The organism is Streptomyces sp. NPDC008238 (assembly GCF_042956445.1).
Taxonomy (GTDB): Bacteria; Actinomycetota; Actinomycetes; order Streptomycetales; family Streptomycetaceae; genus Actinacidiphila.
Window position 1 is genome coordinate 181,665 of record NZ_JBIBGK010000006.1, and the last position, 17,055, is coordinate 198,719.

At 72.7% G+C, this 17,055-nt stretch carries 14 protein-coding genes and 1 tRNA gene; 9 read left to right on the forward strand and 6 right to left on the reverse strand.

Annotated elements, in window-relative coordinates; all coding sequences use genetic code 11:
- Positions 1–74 precede the first annotated feature (74 nt).
- Positions 75–1,214 (reverse strand): branched-chain amino acid ABC transporter substrate-binding protein, encoded by a 1,140-nt coding sequence (locus tag ACFZAU_RS16710; protein WP_499606074.1) that lies wholly within the window; start codon positions 1,212–1,214, stop codon positions 75–77.
- A 319-nt stretch (positions 1,215–1,533) separates the two neighbouring features.
- Between ACFZAU_RS16710 and ACFZAU_RS16715 the strand changes: the two genes are divergently transcribed.
- Positions 1,534–2,055, forward strand: a complete 522-nt coding sequence (locus ACFZAU_RS16715; protein WP_500552750.1) for a hypothetical protein — start codon at positions 1,534–1,536, stop codon at positions 2,053–2,055.
- Between the two features lie 18 nt (positions 2,056–2,073).
- On the opposite strand, the gene ACFZAU_RS16720 is transcribed toward ACFZAU_RS16715, so the two are convergent.
- Entirely contained in the window at positions 2,074–2,700 is a 627-nt protein-coding gene (locus tag ACFZAU_RS16720; RefSeq protein ID WP_500459425.1) for an ANTAR domain-containing response regulator, read from the reverse strand.
- A 99-nt stretch (positions 2,701–2,799) separates the two neighbouring features.
- Between ACFZAU_RS16720 and ACFZAU_RS16725 the strand changes: the two genes are divergently transcribed.
- Both ACFZAU_RS16725 and ACFZAU_RS16730 read left to right on the forward strand, forming a co-directional pair.
- Positions 2,800–2,872 (forward strand) — tRNA-Leu (locus ACFZAU_RS16725).
- Positions 2,873–2,983: 111 nt separating this feature from the next.
- The gene (locus ACFZAU_RS16730) at positions 2,984–3,721 is read left to right on the forward strand and encodes a helix-turn-helix domain-containing protein (RefSeq protein WP_500552751.1); all 738 of its coding nucleotides are present in this window, start codon (positions 2,984–2,986) and stop codon (positions 3,719–3,721) included.
- Here the strand turns inward: ACFZAU_RS16730 and hrpB are convergent.
- Together hrpB and ACFZAU_RS16740 are read right to left on the reverse strand one after the other, a co-directional pair.
- The gene (hrpB, locus tag ACFZAU_RS16735) at positions 3,702–6,344 is read right to left on the reverse strand and encodes an ATP-dependent helicase HrpB (RefSeq protein WP_500552752.1); all 2,643 of its coding nucleotides are present in this window, start codon (positions 6,342–6,344) and stop codon (positions 3,702–3,704) included. The two genes, ACFZAU_RS16730 and hrpB, sit on opposite strands and share 20 nt — an antisense overlap.
- Positions 6,272–7,132, reverse strand: a complete 861-nt coding sequence (locus ACFZAU_RS16740; protein ID WP_500552754.1) for a class I SAM-dependent methyltransferase — start codon at positions 7,130–7,132, stop codon at positions 6,272–6,274. The genes hrpB and ACFZAU_RS16740 overlap by 73 nt, the downstream gene beginning before the upstream one ends.
- Before the next feature lie 304 nt (positions 7,133–7,436).
- Between ACFZAU_RS16740 and rpsA the strand changes: the two genes are divergently transcribed.
- The 6 genes from rpsA to ACFZAU_RS16770 all read left to right on the forward strand — a co-directional run bounded on the left by rpsA (position 7,437) and on the right by ACFZAU_RS16770 (position 15,409).
- Positions 7,437–8,933 carry a 30S ribosomal protein S1 gene (gene rpsA / locus ACFZAU_RS16745; RefSeq protein WP_499511262.1) on the forward strand — a complete coding sequence of 499 codons (1,497 nt, stop codon included), beginning with the start codon at positions 7,437–7,439 and terminating at the stop codon, positions 8,931–8,933.
- Between the two features lie 151 nt (positions 8,934–9,084).
- Positions 9,085–10,020 carry a PAC2 family protein gene (locus ACFZAU_RS16750; RefSeq protein ID WP_499606084.1) on the forward strand — a complete coding sequence of 312 codons (936 nt, stop codon included), beginning with the start codon at positions 9,085–9,087 and terminating at the stop codon, positions 10,018–10,020.
- Between the two features lie 41 nt (positions 10,021–10,061).
- Positions 10,062–10,664: a dephospho-CoA kinase gene (gene coaE, locus ACFZAU_RS16755; protein ID WP_500552755.1), complete on the forward strand. Its 603-nt coding sequence runs from the start codon at positions 10,062–10,064 to the stop codon at positions 10,662–10,664.
- Between the two features lie 70 nt (positions 10,665–10,734).
- Entirely contained in the window at positions 10,735–11,691 is a 957-nt protein-coding gene (locus ACFZAU_RS16760) for a slipin family protein (RefSeq protein WP_500552831.1), read from the forward strand.
- Positions 11,692–11,784: 93 nt separating this feature from the next.
- Positions 11,785–12,153: a tetratricopeptide repeat protein gene (locus tag ACFZAU_RS16765; protein ID WP_499606090.1), complete on the forward strand. Its 369-nt coding sequence runs from the start codon at positions 11,785–11,787 to the stop codon at positions 12,151–12,153.
- Between the two features lie 124 nt (positions 12,154–12,277).
- Entirely contained in the window at positions 12,278–15,409 is a 3,132-nt protein-coding gene (locus tag ACFZAU_RS16770; protein WP_500552756.1) for an alpha-N-acetylglucosaminidase, read from the forward strand.
- Positions 15,410–15,430: 21 nt separating this feature from the next.
- Here ACFZAU_RS16770 and ACFZAU_RS16775 read toward each other — a convergent pair whose 3' ends face one another.
- Both ACFZAU_RS16775 and ACFZAU_RS16780 read right to left on the reverse strand, forming a co-directional pair.
- The gene (locus ACFZAU_RS16775) at positions 15,431–16,234 is read right to left on the reverse strand and encodes an N-formylglutamate amidohydrolase (protein ID WP_500552757.1); all 804 of its coding nucleotides are present in this window, start codon (positions 16,232–16,234) and stop codon (positions 15,431–15,433) included.
- Positions 16,235–16,312: 78 nt separating this feature from the next.
- Positions 16,313–16,891, reverse strand: a complete 579-nt coding sequence (locus tag ACFZAU_RS16780; RefSeq protein ID WP_500552758.1) for a methylated-DNA--[protein]-cysteine S-methyltransferase — start codon at positions 16,889–16,891, stop codon at positions 16,313–16,315.
- Positions 16,892–17,055 lie beyond the last annotated feature (164 nt).

Genomic DNA, 17,055 nt, shown 5'->3' on the forward strand with positions numbered 1-17,055 from the left:
GATGGGGAGCGCGGGGCGGCGGCCGGAACCGGCGCCGCGCCCCACGCCCCCCACCTCAGGTGTCGGTTGCCGGGTCAGCTGGCGCTGAGGGTGGCCACGTCACCCAGGTAGCCGATTTTGCCGTCGGCGACCTGGTACAGGTACACGTTCTTGATCTTCAGCTCACCCTTGTCGTCGAAGGCGAACTCCTTGGTCAGGCCCTTGTAGTTGACCGCCTTCAGGGCCGCCAGCAGCTTGTCGCGCGTGACGTCCTTGCCGAGCTTCTTCATCTCGGAGATGACCAGGTTCGCGATGTCGTACGACTCGGCCGAGTAGGTGCCCGGAGGAGTGTTGAACTTCTTGGTGTACGCGTCGGTGAACGCCTTGGTGCTCTCGTTCTTCGTGGCGTCGGTGCACGGGCAGGTCAGGAACCAGTTGTTGGCCGCGGCACCGGCCAGCTCCACGAACTTCGCGTCGTTCGAGCCGTCACCCGAGATGCCGATGCCCTTGAAGCCGCCGTCGGCCAGCTTCTTGGCGAACGGCGCCAGGTCCGCGTAGTAACCCGCGTAGATCAGCGCGTCGGCCTTCGAGTTGACGACCTTCGTCGCGGCGGCGGTGTAGTCCGGGGTCTTCGCGGGGACGGAGTCCGTCTCCACGGTGACGCCCGCGGCCTTCAGGTTGTCGATCGCAACCTTGGCCAGGCCGACGCCGTACTCGCTCTTGTCGTCGATGACGAAGACCTTCTTGGCCTTCTCCTTCTTCGACAGGTACTCGGCCATGCCGGCACCCTGCTCGTTGTCGTTCGGCGCACCGCGCAGGAACGAGGCGAAGCCCTGGTTCGTCAGGTCCGGGTTGGTCGCCGACGGCGACACCGCGGCGAGCTGCGCCTGGGCGTACAGGCCACCCGAGGCCTTCGTCGGGCCGGAGAACGCCGGGCCGACGACGGCGACGACACTGGTGTCACCGATGAGCTTCTGGGCGGCAGCGGGCGCCTGGTCCGGCAGACCCTGGTCGTCACCGTCCACGACCTTCAGCGTGAAGGGCAGGTCGCCCTTCGCGTTGGCCTCCTCGACGGCCAGCTTCAGACCGTTGTTCTCGTTGATGCCCAGCGCGCTGTTGTCGCCGGACAGCGGACCCTGGAAGCCGATGGAGAACGTCGGCTTGCCGCCGCCGCCGTTGCCGCTGTCGTCCTTGCCGCCACCGCATGCGGTGAGCGCGAGAGCGCCAACTGCCACCGGGATGGCAAACTTGACGAACTTGTTGTTGAGCACTACGACCCCCTGGAGCCGCCCATTGAGATTACGAGTCGGCGGGCCGTAGGCCCTCCGGATTGCGACCGCGTGAACAACACGCGGGTTGGCGGGAATGTAATCCGCTGATCAGGCACTCAGATAGGCCACAGGAAGAGATGTGATCGGACGGTGACCTCGGTCATGTGCCGGAAACAGAACGGTCCTTACCGGTAACCGGACGACCAACGGGGGAGAGATGCAGAAAAACGTCCGATTTGGCGGCCTTGCGCGAAGGGCGACCCGCAGGCCCGCGCTGACGGCCATGGCCGGAGCGCTCGCCGGGGCCACGGTAGCGGCCCTCACCGCCGCGACGATATGGCCCCACCCTTCCCCACCCACGACCGGCCAACCCCTGCGTCAGCTCGAAATCGCCCTCGACGCACCCGCCGTCACAGCGGGGAACCTGGAATTCCGCGCCCTCGCCCTGCGCTGCGGCATCGCCGTCATCGTCGGCACCCACGCCGAACACCCCGCGAAAGGCCGCCTCTGCCGCATCCGCGTCGGCGTCACCGTCGACGACTCCGTCAGCGCCCGCCTCGACAACGACCTCCACCGGCTCGTCCTCGCCGACGGCAGCCGGCACGCCATGGACTGGGAGGCCATGCAGATCAAGCGCCAGCCCCTCACCATCGACATCGGCGCCCACGACAGCGCCCAGTACGACCTGTGGTTCGACATCCCCCGCGGCGCCGCCGTCGACCACCTCGCCGTCACCAACGACAAAGGGATGCCCTCAGCGGACATCCCCCTGCCACGGCGCGACTGGCCCGACCACTCGGCCTGAACCAGCCCCCGGCCGACGCTACTTGGCGGCGCCGTCCACCTCGTCCAGCACGGCCTGCGCCACCGCCTGCATCGTCATGCGGCGGTCCATCGACGTCTTCTGGATCCAGCGGAACGCGGCCGGCTCCGACAGCCCGTACTTCGACTGCAGGACGCTCTTCGCCCGGTCCACCAGCTTCCGCGTCTCCAGCCGCAGGCTCAGGTCCGCGACCTCCGCCTCCAGCGCCCGCAGCTCCGTGAACCGCGACACCGCCATCTCGATGGCCGGCACGACGTCGCTCTTGCTGAACGGCTTCACCAGGTAGGCCATGGCACCCGCGTCCCGGGCCCGCTCCACCAGCTCGCGCTGCGAGAAGGCGGTCAGCATCAGCACCGGCGCGATCTTCTCCTTGGCGATCCGCTCCGCGGCCGAGATCCCGTCCAGCACCGGCATCTTCACGTCCAGGATGACCAGGTCCGGCCGCAGCTCCTCGGCGAGCTTGACGGCCGTCTCGCCGTCCCCCGCCTCGCCGACCACGGAGTAGCCCTCCTCCTCGAGCATCTCTTTCAGGTCCAGCCTGATCAGAGCCTCGTCCTCGGCGATCACCACGCGGGTGGTCAGCGGCGGTACGTGCGACTGCTCGTCAACGGGCTCGGCGGCGCTCACGGGACTCCTCGTTCCAGGGCAGGTGCTGCCCCAAGAGCCTACCTATCTCCGGTATGTTTAGGACACGGAGGGTATACGCTAGCCTTCGCTTCAAAGGAAGCCCCGGTAGCCCAGCGGTAGAGGCAATGGTCTCAAACACCATATAGCGTGGGTTCGAATCCCACCCGGGGTACTCCGCCTTCAATTTCAAGGCGTTTATCACTCAGGGTGATCTTCACTGGGTCGAGTGAGAGACGGTGGATTCCCGGCCGCGCGTGGCCGGAATCCCGCCAAAGTCGTGCACGTGTACGACATGAGAACGCGCCGTCGTGCCCTCGCGCTCCTCGCCGAGGGCCGGAGCCTCAACTCCGTGAGCCGGGCGACCGGAATATCCCGTTCGGCCATCCGGGAGTGGCGCACCCGCGTCGAACCCAGACGGAGCGGCACCGAGTGCACCGGTCGCGCGTCGGGGCCCGCCTACGCCTATCTGCTCGGCCTCTACCGCGGCGACGGCTGCATCAGCCCCCAGCCGCGCGGCGGTCACGCCCTGCGCATCGCCTGCGCGGACGCGTGGCCGGGCCTGATCGACGCCTGCGAGGAGGCCGTCAGGGCCGTCCGGCCCGGGAACTCCGTGTGCCGCGTCCACGCCCAGGGCTGCACCATGGTGACGTCGTACAGCGACCACTGGCCCTGCCTCTTCCCCCAGCACGGACCCGGCAAGAAGCACGAGCGCCGGATCGCTCTTGAGCCCTGGCAGCAGGACGTCGTGGACGAGTGCCCCTGGGACTTCCTGCGCGGGCTGATCCATTCCGACGGGAGCCGGGTCGTGAACCGGACCACGCGGACCGTGGCCGGAGTGACCAGGCGCTACGAGTACCCGCGCTACTTCTTCACCAACCGGTCCGAGGACATCCGGCGGCTGTGCACCGACACACTCGACGCCCTCGGCGTCGCCTGGCGGCAGGCCGGCGCCTGCAACGTCTCCGTCGCCCGCCGGGAGGCCGTCGCGCTGATGGACCGCTTCATCGGTCCGAAGCATTGAGCCGCGCCTTGGTGTGCCGGGTGGCGACCGCCGTCGTGGGGTCCTCCGGCCAGGGGTGCTTGGGGTAGCGGCCGCGGAGTTCCGCGCGCACTGCCCGGTAGCCGTCGCGCCAGAAGGAGGCGAGGTCGGCGGTGACGGCGGCGGGGCGGCCCGCGGGGGAGAGCAGGCGGACGAGGAGGGGGACGCGGCCGCCGGCGATGCGGGGGGTGGTGGTCCAGCCGAAGAGCTCCTGGAGCTTGGCGGCGAGGACGGGCCGGTCGTCGTCGTAGGAGACGCGGACCTTGGAGCCGGAGGGGATCTCCAGGCGTTCCGGGGCGAGTTCGTCGAGGCGGGCGGCGTCTCCGGTGGCCCAGGGCAGGAGGCGGCCCAGGGTGGTGGCGGCGTCGATGCGGGCGAGGTCGGCGCGGCGGCGGGCGGTGGCGAGTTCGGGGGCCAGCCACTCCTCCGCGCGGGAGAGCAGGGCCTCGTCGGAGACGTCGGGCCATGGGGCGCCGATCTCGCGGTGGAGGAAGGCGAGGCGCCGGCGCAGGGTGTCGGCGTCGCGGGTCCACTTGAGCAGGCGGGGTCCTTCGCGGCGGAGGCCGTCGAGGAGCGCGGTGCGCAGGTGTTCCGGGTCGGGGCGGGGGAGGGGGCGGGTGGTGAGGGTGATCGCGCCGAGGCGGGCGGCGTGGTGGGCGGTGACGTCGCCGTCGGTCCAGGTGACCTCGTCGGCTTCGGTGAGCAGGGGCGCGGCGGCGGTGCGTGCGGTGTCCTCGTCGATGACGGCGGCGAGGCGTACGCGGGCGGAGGGGGAGCCGGCGGGGCGGTCGGCGACGGCGACGGCGAGCCATTGGGGGGTGCCCAGGCGTGTGCCGTCGGCGAGGTCGGCGGCGGTGCCGGAAGCCATCAGGTAGCCGGAGCCGGAGCCGGAGCCTGAGCCGGCCCCCGCCCCAGTCCCTGTGCCGGTCCGGCGGCGGGCGACGCGTTCGGGGAAGGCGAGTGCGGTGAGGAGCCCGGCGGCGCTGTCGTCGGTCAGGGCCGTGTCGGGGTGCTCGGGGGCCGCCGCGGCCAGGCGGCGGGCTTCGCGGCGCCAGCGGTCGGCGTGGGCGTCGTGGGCGCGGCGGGCGGTGCGCCAGGCGGCGGCGAGGTCGTCGCCGTGGTCGCGCGGGGGTTGCTCGGACAGCAGGGCGACGATGTCGGCGGCGCGGCGGGTGCCGGTGCGGGGGGCGCCGTCGAGGAGGGCGCGGGCGAGCCGGGGGTGGAGGCCGATGCGGGCCATGCGGTCGCCGCGGTCGGTGGTGCGGCCGTCGGGGCGGAGGGCGCCGATGGCGGTGAGGACGTCGTGTGCGGCGGCGAGGGCGCCGGGCGGCGGCGGGTCGAGGAGGGCGAGTCCGGTGGCGTCGGGGTCGCCCCAGGCGGCTGCCTGGAGGGCGAAGGGGGTGAGGTCGGCGACGGCGATCTCGGGGGAGGGGAAGCGGGGCCGGCCGGTGTCCTCGGCCTCGTTCCAGCAGCGATAGGCGGTGCCGGGTGCTTCGCGTCCGGCGCGTCCCGCGCGCTGGGCGGCGGTGGCGAGGGAGGCCCGGACGGTGGTCAGGGAGCCGAGTCCGCGGGCGTGGTCGGTGCGGGGTTCGCGGGCGAGCCCGGAGTCGACGACGACGCGTACGCCGGGGACGGTGAGGCTGGATTCGGCGACGGAGGTGGACAGGACGACGCGGCGGCGGGTGCCGTCGCCGCCGCGGAGGACGGCGTCCTGGACGGCGGCGGGTGCCTGGCCGTGGAGTTGGAGGACCTCGGCGCCGGTGCCGTCGAGGAGGCGGGCGACGCGGGCGATCTCGCCGGTGCCGGGGAGGAAGCACAGGACGTCGCCGTCCGCGGTGCGCAGCGCGGTACGGACGGTGGCGGCGACGTGGTCGAGGAACGCGGGGTCGACGCGCGTGCCGTGCGGCGGGCGGATGCCGTGGGGCGGGGGCGCGTGGGTGACGGCCACGGGGTGCATGTGTCCCTGGGCCCGGACGACGGGTGCGCCGCCCAGCAGCCGGGACCAGGCGTCGGCGTCGGTGGTGGCGGAGGCGGCGACGACGCGCAGGTCGGGGCGGAGCGCGGCGCGTACGTCGAGCAGGAAGGCCATGGCGGTGTCGGCGTCGAGGTGGCGTTCGTGGCACTCGTCGAGGAGGACGGTGGTGGTGCCGGGGAGTTCCTGGTCGCGCTGGAGCCGCTGGAGGAGGACGCCGGTGGTGACGACCTCGACGACGGTGCGCGGGGAGACCTTGCGGTCGCCGCGCACGGTGTGGCCGACGCGGCCGCCCGGTTCCTCGCCGAGGAGCCAGGCCATGCGGCGGGCGGCGGCCTTGGCGGCCATGCGGCGGGGTTCGGCGACGAGGACGGTCCGGGTGGGCCGGTCGTCGAGGAGCCCGGCGAGGGCGAGCGGGACGAGGGTGGTCTTCCCGGTGCCGGGAGGGGCGGCGAGCACGGCGCAGCCGTGTCCGTCGAGGGCGTCGTGGAGGGCGGGCACGGCGGTGCGCACGGGGAGGGCGGCGAGGGCGTCCTCCCGCAGTCGTGCGGGGCGGGGGGTCACGCGGCGACGCAGACGAAGACCGCGGTGCCGGGGAGGAGCCGGCCGCGCAGCGGGGACCAGCCGCCCCATTCCGCGGTGTTCCAGGCGGGCCACTCGGGTTCGACGAGGTCGACGAGGCGGAAGCCGGCGGTGCTGAGTTCGCGGACGCGGTCGCCGAGGGTGCGGTGGTGCTCGACGTAGACGGCGTGCCCGGTCTCGTCCTGTTCGACGTAGGGGGTGCGGTCGAAGTAGGAGGCGGTGGCGGTGAGTCCTTCGGGGCCGGGTTCGTCGGGGAAGGCCCAGCGGAGGGGGTGGGTGACGGAGAAGACCCAGCGGCCGCCGGGGCGCAGCACGCGCCGGACCTCGCGCATGACGTGGGCGGTGTCGGCGATGAAGGGGAGGGCGCCGTAGGCGGAGCAGGCGTGGTCGAAGGAGGCGTCGGCGAAGGGGAGCGAGCCGGCGTCGGCCTGGACGAGCGGGAACGCGGGGGCGCCGCTCCCGGTTGAGCCGGCGGCGCGTGCGTCGTCGATGCGGCGGGCGTGCTGGAGCTGGCGGTGGGAGAGGTCGAGTGCGACGGGCCGGGCGCCGTGCGCGGCGAGCCAGCGGGAGCACTGGGCGGCGCCGGCGCCGATCTCCAGGACGGCCGCGTCCTTCAGGGCGGCGGTGGGTCCGAGGAGGTGGAGCTCGTCCTCGGTTGCTCCTTCCGGGCCCCAGACGAAGTCGGCGTCGCCGAGGAACTCCCCGTGGTCGCTCTGGTACTCGTCTGCGTTGCGGTCCCACCATCCGCGGTTGGCTCGGCTGCTCTCCGTGGCGCCTGCGACACGTCGCGTGGCCTCGGGTTCTTCGGGGACGGGCCGGGGGGCCGGTGCTTGGATCATTGCGCTGGTCGTCGTACCCTCTGTGGTGACCTGTGGCTGCGGAGCCGCCGCTGCACGTCCATGTACCAGTGCCCGGTACGGGGTGTTACGCCCGTGGTGTGCTCTTCGTGCATTGACCGTGCCCGGCTGCCCCCGTATGCTACAAGTTGCGCTGCGAGCCTGCGCGCCTCGGACGGAGCAGGCTGCGCTCACATCTGTTGTAAACCTCTCGGCCTTGTGGGCTGTCCGGAATCGGCAGGAGCGAAACGGGCTTACGGCGTAGCAGTACCTACGACTTCATGTCCGTACCGGAGCCCTTTTCCTAATGACGAGCAGCACCGAGGCCCAGGCCCCTCGTACCACCCCGCAGGTGGCGGTCAACGACATCGGTTCCGAGGAAGCCTTCCTCGCCGCGATCGACGAGACGATCAAGTACTTCAACGACGGCGACATCGTCGACGGCGTCATCGTGAAGGTCGACCGGGACGAGGTCCTGCTCGACATCGGTTACAAGACCGAGGGTGTCATCCCCTCGCGCGAGCTTTCGATCAAGCACGACGTCGACCCCAACGAGGTCGTCGCCGTGGGTGACGAGATCGAGGCCCTGGTCCTCCAGAAGGAGGACAAGGAGGGTCGTCTGATCCTGTCCAAGAAGCGCGCCCAGTACGAGCGCGCCTGGGGCACGATCGAGAAGATCAAGGAAGAGGACGGCATCGTCACCGGTACCGTCATCGAGGTCGTCAAGGGTGGTCTCATCCTCGACATCGGCCTCCGCGGCTTCCTCCCCGCCTCCCTGGTCGAGATGCGCCGTGTCCGCGACCTCCAGCCGTACGTCGGCAAGGAGCTCGAGGCCAAGATCATCGAGCTGGACAAGAACCGCAACAACGTGGTCCTGTCCCGTCGCGCGTGGCTGGAGCAGACCCAGAGCGAGGTCCGCCAGACCTTCCTCACCACCCTCCAGAAGGGTCAGGTGCGCTCCGGCGTCGTCTCCTCCATCGTCAACTTCGGTGCCTTCGTGGACCTGGGTGGCGTGGACGGCCTCGTGCACGTGTCCGAGCTGTCCTGGAAGCACATCGACCACCCCTCCGAGGTCGTCGAGGTCGGCCAGGAGGTCACGGTCGAGGTCCTGGACGTCGACATGGACCGCGAGCGTGTCTCCCTGTCGCTGAAGGCGACCCAGGAAGACCCGTGGCAGCAGTTCGCCCGTACGCACCAGATCGGCCAGGTCGTCCCCGGCAAGGTCACCAAGCTGGTGCCGTTCGGTGCGTTCGTCCGCGTGGACGAGGGCATCGAGGGTCTGGTCCACATCTCCGAGCTGGCCGAGCGCCACGTGGAGATCCCGGAGCAGGTCGTCCAGGTCAACGACGAGATCTTCGTCAAGGTCATCGACATCGACCTCGAGCGCCGTCGCATCAGCCTCTCGCTGAAGCAGGCCAACGAGTCCTTCGGTGCCGACCCGGCCTCGGTCGAGTTCGACCCGACCCTGTACGGCATGGCCGCGTCCTACGACGACCAGGGCAACTACATCTACCCCGAGGGCTTCGACCCCGAGGCCAACGACTGGCTCGAGGGCTACGAGACCCAGCGGGAGGCGTGGGAGCACCAGTACGCCGAGGCGCAGTCCCGCTTCGAGCAGCACCAGGCCCAGGTCATCAAGTCCCGCGAGGCGGACGCCGAGGCGGCGGCCGCGGCCGGCGAGGCGGCTCCGGCCGGCCCGACCGGTGGCTCGTACTCCTCGGAGTCCGGTGACCAGTCCGGCGCCCTGGCGTCGGACGAGGCGCTGGCCGCGCTCCGCGAGAAGCTGGCCGGCGGCCAGAGCTGATCGCAGGGCTCGCGCCCGCCGCAGCAACACGGAAGGACCCGCTCTCCCCTGGAGGGCGGGTCCTTCCGCGTTCGCCGGGTCCGGGCGGGAATGCGCGGGCTGTACGGTCCGTTGCACCGAGAGTTGACGAAGACCGAGGGAAGGGTGCGCAGTGCTGGATCCGCAGGGGCTGTACGCATACGAGCCGGGCGGGGCAGAGGCGGTCGACGAGGCGTTCGGCGAGACCGGACCCGTACTGCTGTACCACTTCGACGGGTACATCGACGCCGGGGAGACCGGCGCGCAGGTCGTCGAGGAGCTGCTGGAACGGCAGGAGCACCGGGTCGTGGCGCGTTTCGACGCGGACCGCCTGGTGGACTACCGGGCGCGCCGACCGCTGATGACCTTCAAGCGGGACAGCTGGACGGGGTACGAGGCGCCGGAGATCGCGCTGCGGCTGGTGCGTGACAGCACGGGCTCGCCGTTCCTGCTGCTGTCGGGCCAGGAGCCGGACATCGAGTGGGAGCGTTTCGCCGCGGCCGTCGTGCAGGTCGTGGAGCGGCTGGGCGTGCGGCTGGCGTTCAACTTCCACGGCATTCCCATGGGCGTGCCGCACACCCGCCCGGTGGGGCTGACGCCGCACGGCAACCGGCTGGACCTGGTGCCGGCCCACCGCACGTGGTTCGACGAGGCGCAGGTGCCGGGCAGCGCGGAGTCGCTGATCGAGTACCGGCTGGCGGAGGCCGGCCGTGATGTGCTGGGGGTCGCCGCCCACGTACCGCACTACCTGGCGCGTTCGGGCTACCCGGATTCGGCGTTGGCCGTGGTGGAGACGCTGACGGCCGCCACCGGCCTGGTGCTGCCGCAGGTGGCGCACGCGCTGCGGATGGAGTCGCACACGGTGCGCGCCGAGATCGACCGGCAGGTCGCCGACGGCGACGCGGAACTGGTCGCGGTGGTGCAGGGCCTGGAGAACCAGTACGACGCGCTGGCGGGTGGCAGCAGCCGGCAGAACCTGATCGCCGAGCCGGTCGAACTGCCGTCGGCGGACGACCTGGCGGCGGAGTTCGAGCGTTTCCTGGCCGACCGCGAGGACGACGGCTCCTGACCGGGCTCGTGGTGGTACGGGGGTCCCGGTAGTCTCGCGCCATGGTCAAAGTGGGGCTGACGGGCGGGATCGGGGCGGGCAAGAGCGAGGTGTCGCGGCTGCTGGCCTCCTACGGGGCGGTGCTGGTCGACGCCGACCGGATCGCCCGTGAGGTGGTGGAGCCGGGCACACCCGGGCTGGCGGCCGTGGTCGCCGAGTTCGGCGAGGGGGTGCTGGCGGCCGATGGTTCCCTGGACCGGCCAAAGCTGGGCGCGATCGTCTTCTCCGACCCCGAGCGGCTGCGGGCGCTGAACGCGATCGTCCACCCCCTGGTCCGGGACCGTTCGGCCGCGCTGGAGCAGGCCGCGGCCCCGGACGCCGTGGTCGTGCACGACGTGCCGCTGCTGACGGAGAACGCCCTGGCGCCGCTCTACGACGTGGTCGTGGTGGTGGACGCCGCCCCGGAGACCCAGCTGGACCGGCTGGTGCGGCTGCGCGGCATGACCGAGGAGGACGCCCGTGCCCGGATGGCGGCCCAGGCGACCCGGGAGCAGCGGCTGGCGGTCGCCGACGTCGTGATCGACAACGACGGGCCGCTGGGGGCGCTGGAGCCCCGGGTTCGGCAGGTCTGGGAGCAGTTGCGTCAAAAGATCGTCAAGAGCTGATCCGGAACCCTCTCCGGGGACGTCCTGGGGGCAGTAGCGTCGCTGCCTCGCGGACAGGAGGGGGATGGGGATGGAAGCCGTGTCGGCTGTGATCGGGATCGCCGTCGTGGTGCTGGGCCTCGGTGGTCTCAAGAGCAGCTTCCGGGTGATCAGGCAGTACGAGCGGGGTGTGGTCTACCGCCTCGGACGGGTGCGGCCGCAGGCCAAGCAGCCCGGGCCGCGTCTGCTGGTGCCGTTCGTGGACCGGATGACCAAGGTCAACATGCAGGTGGTGACCATGCCGGTGCCCTCGCAGGAGGGCATCACCCGGGACAACGTCTCGGTGCGGGTGGACGCCGTGCTGTACTTCCGGGTCATCGACCCGATCAAGGCCACCGTGGACGTGCAGAACTACCAGTTCGCCATGGTGCAGGTGGCCCAGACCTCGCTGCGGTCGGTGATCGGCAAGAGCGAACTGGACGACCTGCTGTCGGGGCGCGAGGCCATGAACGAGGGCCTGGAGCTGATGCTGGCCACGCCGGCCGTCGAGTGGGGCATCCACATCGACCGGGTGGAGATCAAGGACGTGGCCCTGCCGGAGTCGATGAAGCGGTCGATGGCGCGGCAGGCCGAGGCGGACCGAGAGCGCCGGGCGCGCATCATCACCGCCGACGGCGAGCTGCAGGCCTCGCAGAAGCTCGCGCAGGCCGCGTCGGCGATGGACGGCACTCCGGCGGCGATGCAGCTGCGTCTGCTGCAGACCGTGGTGGAGGTGGCCGCCGAGAAGAACTCGACGCTGGTCATGCCGTTCCCGGTGGAGATGCTGCGCTTCTTCGAGCGCGCGTCCGGGGGCGAACGCCCCGCTCCTACGTCTGCCCCGGCTCCTGCGTCTGCCCCGGCTCCTGCTGCGGCGCCGGCCCCGCTCGAGGAATCGCCGCGGCCCGTCGCCGAGGTGGACGGCACAGCCACGGCGGCGCTGGAGGCGCCGAAGGGCCGTACGGAGCCCGCGGTGCCGGCGGAACCGCGTCCGGCGGACGAGGAGGCGTGAGCCGTCCGACGCGGTGTTCCTCCGGGGAATGCATATGCGGACGGTGATGTTGGGTAGTTGTGAGCTGTTGAGTGCCCGGGGAAGGAGGCGGCTGTGCCCGAGCAGAGCCCCGAGAACCACGTGATCGACTTCCGTGCGGCGGAGCAGCTGCTCGCGGCCCGCGACGCCCGCGGGGCGGTGAAGCTGCTGGACTCGGTCATCGCCGCCCACCCGGAGAACACCGCCGCGCGGCTGCTGCGCGCCCGGGCCTTCTTCCTGGCCGCGCAGCTGCGCCCGGCCGAGCTGGAGTTCCAGGTCGTCCTGGAGCGCGAGCCGGACAACGCGTACGCGCACTTCGCGCTGGGCCGCACCCTGGAGCGCTCGGGGCGTTCCGGTGAGGCGCTGCGGCACTTCCGGCTGGCGGCGGCGCTCGACCCCAAGCCCGACTACCTGCAGGCGGCCCGCTTCCCCGACCCGACGTGAGCCAGGGTGGGTAGTTCGCCCGGTTTTACGGCGAACACCCCTCGCGTCACATTGATCCGCATCGTCACTCCCGTTACGGTTCCGGCACGCGTTCTGACGCAGCCTCAACTGTGGGGAGCCGGCCGTGACTCGAGTGACCAGGCGGACGCTGCTGGGTTCCGCCGCCGCGACCGCGGCGGGTGCGGTCCTCCCGGTGGGGGCCGCGGCCGCGGCCTCCCCCTTCGACACCTCCTTCGACACCGCTCCCGCGCAGGCTGCTCTGCGGCGGCTGCTGCCGCGGCATGCGGGGCAGTTCCGGCTGCTCGCCCTGGACCGGGGGCACGGGGGCAAGGACGGCGAACGGTCCGACCGTTTCCGGATCGCGGGCACTCGCGGGCGGGTCGAGGTGGCGGGTACGTCTCCGGCCACACTGCTGTGCGGCGTGCGCTGGTACCTCAAGCACGTGTGCGGCGTGGGCGTCTCCTGGATGGGCGACAGTCTGGACGCCCTGCCCGCCACGCTCCCCGCCCCGCCCCCGGGCGGCATCGCCCGGCGCGCGACCGTGCCGCACCGCTTCGTCCTCAACGACACCAACGACGGTTACACCGCCCCCTACGCCGACTGGTCGCGCTGGGAGCGCTTCATCGACGTCCTGGCCCTGCACGGCTGCAACGAGGTGCTGGTGGTGGCGGGCGCCGAGGCCGTGTACCGGCGTGTGCTGCGCGAGTTCGGCTACTCCGACCGGGAGGCCCTGGCCTGGCTGCCCGCGCCGTCCCACCAGCCGTGGTGGCTGCTGCAGAACCTCTCGGGCTACGGCGGCCCGCTGACCGCCGGCATGGTCGACGCCCGTGCCACGCTGGGCCGCAGGATCACCGCGCGGCTGCGGGAGCTGGGCATGGCCCCGGTGCTGCCGGGCTACTTCGGCACGGTCCCGGACGGGTTCGCCGGGCGCAACGCGGGGGCGCGCGTCGTCCCCCAGGGCACCTGGCACGGCTTCGCCCGCCCGGACTGGCTCGACCCGCGCACCGGCGCCTTCGCTGCCGTGGCCGCCTCCTACTACCGCCACCAGAAGGAGCTGTTCGGTAAGGCCGACTACTTCAAGATGGACCTGCTCCACGAGGGCGGCACCGCCGGCCGCGTGCCCGTGCCCGCGGCCGCCCGGGGCGTCCAGGCGGCGCTGCTCGCGGCGCACCCCCGTGCGACCTGGGTGATCCTCGGCTGGGAGAAGAACCCCCGGGCCGACCTACTGGGGGCCGTCGACAAGGAGCGGATGCTCGTCGTGGACGGCGTCTCCGACCGGTACACGTCGGTCACCGACCGCGAGCGGGACTGGGCGGGCACCCCGTACGCCTTCGGTTCCATCCCCAACTTCGGCGGCCGCACGACCATCGGCGCCAAGACCCACGTGTGGGCGGACCGCTTCTTCACCTGGCGGGACAGGCCCGGCAGCGCCCTGACCGGCACCTGCTACCTGCCGGAGGCCGCCGAGCGCGACCCGGCCGCCTTCGAGCTCTTCTGCGAACTGCCCTGGCACGAGCGGCGGGTGGACCTGCCGTCCTGGTTCGACACCTACGCGCGGACCCGCTACGGCACCGCCGACGGCCAGGCCCGCGTCGCCTGGCAGGCACTGCGCCGCACCGCCTACCGGCACGAGGCACTGGAGCGCGCCGACGCCCACGACAGCCTGTTCACCGCCCGCCCCTCGCTGACCGCCGACTCCGGCAGCGTGTACGCGCCGAACGCCCTCACCTACGACCCCGCCGCCTTCGACACGGCGCTCGCCGCGCTCCTGGGGGTGTCCGCCGGGGCGCGCGCCCGGGACGCCTACCGCTACGACCTGGTCGACGTCGCCCGGCAGGCCGTCGCCAACCGCAGCCGGCAGCTCCTGCCGCAACTGCGCGCCGCGTTCGCGCGCGGTGACGCGGCGGTCTTCCGCCAGCTGTCCGAACTGTGGCTGCGGCTGATGCGGCTGGCCGACGAGGTCGCCGGCGGCCACCGGGCCTTCCTGCTGGGCCCCTGGCTCGCGGAGGCCCGGGCCTGGCGCGGGGCGGAGGCGCAGCGCGCCGGACTCGAGCGCACCGCGCGCGTGCTGGCCACCACCTGGGGTGGCCGGGCGACCTCGGCGTCGCTGCACGAGTACGCCAACCGGGACTGGAACGGCCTCGTCGCGGACTTCTACCTGCCGCGCTGGCGGACCTTCCTGGACGAGTGCGCGACGGCCCTCACCACCCGCCGCACACCGCGGGACGTCGACTGGTACCGGACCGAGGAGCCCTGGACGAAGCGCGCCGGGAGCTACCCCACCCGCCCCACCGGCGACGCGCACACACTCGCCCGGCGGGCCTACGAGGTGCTCGCCGCCGCCCCCTACCAGGGCACGCTGACGGTGACGGCGCAGCCGGCGACGCTGCGGCCGGGCGGCCGGACCCTGGTCACCGCGGAGTTCACCAACACCAACGGGCTCGCCCCCACGGGCACGGTGGGCTTCTCCCTGACCACGGACGGAGTGCGGGCCGCCGCGCGGGGGTCGCTGTCGCTGCCGCGCGTGGCGGCCGGCGGCACCGGCCGCGCGACCTGGCACGTCACCGCGCCCGAGGCGCATCCGGGGCGGCCGCTGTCGCCGCTGCGGTACGAGGCGCGCGCCGCGTACGAGCCGGTGCCGGGCGGGGCGCGGGTGCCCGCGGTCGCCACCGGTGACCTGTACGTCGCGGGCCCGCTGGACCGCGCGTTCCGCACTGTGGACGGCGCCGGTGCCGTCTTCGGGCAGCTCGGCGACCGCTTCGCCATCGACGGCGCCGGGCGCGACCTGTGGAAGGGCACCGCCGAGTTCGCGGCGCTCCTGCGGCGCGGCGCGCTGCGGGACGGCGGGACGGTCACCACGCGCGTCGACAGCCAGGCCGAGACGGCCGCGTGGGCCCGGGCGGGCATCGTCGTCCGCGACGACCTCGAGGACCCGGCCGCGCCGGGCTTCCTGAACCTGGCGGTGAGCCCCGGCCACGGGGTGACGCTGTCGTACGACTCCGACGGCGGCGGGCAGGTGAACCGCTACCGGCGGCTCGCCGGTGTGCGGGCACCGGTGCTGCTGAGGCTGCGCCGCCGGGGCCGCGCGTACACGGGGGAGTGCAGCACCGACGACGGGACGACGTGGCGGAAGGTGGCGACCGTGACCGTCCTCTCGGCGGCCCCGCAGCAGGACGTGGGGCTCTTCATGACCGCGGGCAACGGCGGCACGGGGGACCGGGGACTGGTGGAGTTCACCGGCTTCCGCCTCGGCTGAGGCCGGCGGGCCCCCTCGGCGTCAGCCGGTGCGGCCGCCCGCGGCCACGGCGGAGACGAGTGCGGCCAGGGCGTCACCGAGCCTGTCGAAGCCCGCGACGGCGTCGCCCGCGGGCTCGGTCATGTACCCGTCCCGGCGTATCTCGACCATCAGCGCCGACACTTCGCGGGTCCGGCCGTAGAACGTCAACGGCACATAGGTACCGGCGAACGGCGAGTCGAGACCGACGTCGCCGCACGGCGCGAAGGCCTCGCGGGCGGCGTCCAGCAGCCAGGACGGCGTGTGGAAGGCGTCGGTGGCCAGGCAGACCGCGGGGCGGGGCCCGTCGCCGTGCAGCTCGTAGGGGAGCGGAGTGCCCGGGTAGGAGTGCACGTCGATGACGACCGCCCGTCCGGTGGCCGCCAGCCGGTCCTGGACGGCAGCCGTCATGGCGGCCGCGTACGGCTCGAAGTAGGCGTCCAGCAGGGCCCGTTCGTGCCGGGAGTCGTCCGCGCGCAGCGGCGCGCCGTGCGAGGTGCGGGTGTAGACGGCGCCCATGCCGACGGCGCGCATCTCCTCCCGCTCGTCGGGGAACCGCTCGGGGTCGACGACCAGCCGTGACAGGAGGTTGGTGAACTGCCAGGCCCCCGTCCGCGCGGCGGCGCGCCCGGCGATGAGGTCGGTGTGGGCGTCCGTCATGCGGTCGAGTTCGGCCGTCAGCGCGGCGTCGTCCAGGAGGATGCGCTCGCGGACGTGCCGGGGCACGGCGCGGGCGCTGTGCGGTACGTGGAGGAGCACCGGTGAGTCCGGTGCGCCCTCGGTGATGCGGAAAGCCGGTCCGTCCATGTCTCCACCCCTCCCGGCCCGTTGCGGGCCCTTCCGCCGCAGCGACGGCCGGTGGCCGCGGCGGCGGCCGGCGACCCGTCAGAACAGCGGTTCCGGCAGGACACCCTCCAGGGCCAGCAGCGAGCGCTTGATGTCGAGCATGCGCGCGCCCCCGCCGAAGCCGCCGATGCCTCCGTCGCTCTCCAGGACCCGGTGGCACGGCACGACGACGGGCAGCGGGTTGGAGCCCATGGCCGTGCCCACGGCGCGGGCCGCGCCCGGTTCGCCGACCCGGTTCGCCAGGTCCTGGTAGCCGACGACGCTGCCGAACGCGACGTTGCCCGACAGTTCGCGCAGCACACGGCGGTTGAAGCCGGTCGTCAGCGACCAGTCCAGGGCGAGGTCGAAGCTGTGCCGCGTCCCGGCGAAGTACGCCTCCACCTGGGGTATCGCCTCGTCGAGCCGGGCCCCGGCGGCGGTCGCGGGACCGGGCCTGCGCGCGGGCACGGCGCCCAGCCGGGAGCAGATCCGCTCCAGCACGGCGGGCGCCTCCTTCTCGCCGGTCCGGAAGGCGACGTGGACCAGGCCCTGCCCGGTCGCGGCGAGCAGGAGGGGCCCGATCGGTGCCTCCAGCACCGTCCAGGCGACCTCGGCGGTGGGGGTCTGCGGTTGCGTCACGGTCCCCAGCCTAGGACGGGGCACCGACAACGGGTCCCGGACGGGGGCACGGAGGGGCACGACCGGGGGCGCGGCCCGGTCCGGCCGCCCCCGTGCAGTGACGGCAACCGGCTGCACGCCTGGCCACCCGGGAGGGTGGCCGTTCTCGACAGGTGTGTCACAAG